The sequence below is a fragment of the Streptomyces sp. NPDC002265 genome, from assembly GCF_040296125.1.
In the GTDB taxonomy this organism is placed as follows: domain Bacteria; phylum Actinomycetota; class Actinomycetes; order Streptomycetales; family Streptomycetaceae; genus Streptomyces.
The window spans coordinates 1-1,422 of record NZ_JBEOWS010000697.1; the positions used below are offsets into that span (position 1 = coordinate 1).

General features: G+C 75.2%; 1 protein-coding gene. It reads left to right on the forward strand.

The genetic code is table 11. The features are described from left to right. On the forward strand, positions 1 to 1,378 hold a 1,378-nt coding region (locus ABT085_RS46350), incomplete at its 5' end, for an NAD(P)/FAD-dependent oxidoreductase (RefSeq protein WP_351623259.1). Between the last annotated feature and the right edge of the window lie 44 nt (positions 1,379 to 1,422).

Genomic DNA, 1,422 nt, shown 5'->3' on the forward strand with positions numbered 1-1,422 from the left:
CCTCCGAGGCCCGGCCGTCTGGACGGCCGGGCGAGCGGGCACGCCTGCGTCCGGCGCGGACGCGGTCGTCGTGGGGGCCGGTGTGATCGGTGCCTCGGTGGCACTGGAGCTGGCGCGCACCGGTCGGCGCGTGGTGGTCGTCGACAAGGCCGGCGGCGTCGGCCACGGATCCACCAGCGCGTCGAGCGCGATCATCCGTTTCAACTACTCGACCTGGGACGGTGTCACCACCGCCTGGGAGTCCCGGCACTGCTGGACACGGTGGGCCGAGCACCTGGGCACCGGGCCCGGCCCCGCGCTGGCGGCGTTCCGGCGGACCGGGGCGGTGCTCCTGGACGCACCCGGCTCCGGGACGTCGCAGGTCGTCGCGCTGTTCGAGCGGGCCGGTGTGCCGTACGAGCGCTGGGACGCGGCCATGCTGCGCCGCCGGGTCCCCGGGATCGACGCGGGGCGCTACGGGCCGCCCAGGTCCCTGCTCGACGAGGCGTTCTTCGGCGGCCCGAAGGGGGAGTTCGGTGCGCTGTTCACCCCCGACGCGGGTTTCGTCGACGACCCACGGCTCGCGGCACAGAATCTCGCGGACGCGGCGGCCCGCAGCGGGGTGCGATTCCTCCTGCGGCGCGAGGTCGTCGGTGTGCTGCGCGGCGGGGAACGGGTGGCGGGCGTCCGGATCGCCGACGGCACCGCGATCACGGCACCGGTGGTGGTCAACGCCGCCGGACCCTGGTCGAGCGGGTTCAACCGGCTGGCCGGGGTCGGGTCCGAGTTCACCGTCGGGGTGCGCCCGCTGCGCGAGGAGGTGCATCAGGTGGCCTCGCCGGTCCGGCGGGGCGACGGGACCGGCGCGGGCCCGGGCGGCACCGGGACCGCGTCCGGCCCGATCGTGGCCGATGTCGACCTCGGGGTCTATCTGCGCCCGTCCGGCGGACACGTCCTCATCGGCAGTACGCTGCCCGCCTGCGACCCCAGGGAGTGGCTCGACGATCCCGACGCGTGCAACCCTCATCCGACGCCCGGCCGGTTCGAGACCCAGGTGACCAGGGCCGCACGCCGGTTCCCGCTCCTCGGCGTCCCGAACCGGCCGACCGGCGTCGCCGGTGTCTACGACGCCGCCGACGACTGGTCCCCCGTCTACGACCGCACCGATCTGGCCGGCTTCTACGTCGCCATGGGCACGAGCGGCAACCAGTTCAAGAACGCTCCCCTGGCGGGCCGGTTCCTGGCCACCCTGGTCGACCGGGTCGAGGCCGGCCACGACCACGACCGCGATCCGCTGCGGTACACGGGGGAGCACACCGGCCTCGTCGTCGATCTGGGTGCCTTCTCCCGCAGACGGCCCGTCGCCGAGGGCGCCGCCGCCAGGACGGTCCTGGACTGACGTCCGGCGGGAGACACGGGGCCGGTGCCGTCCGGCGCGTCGGC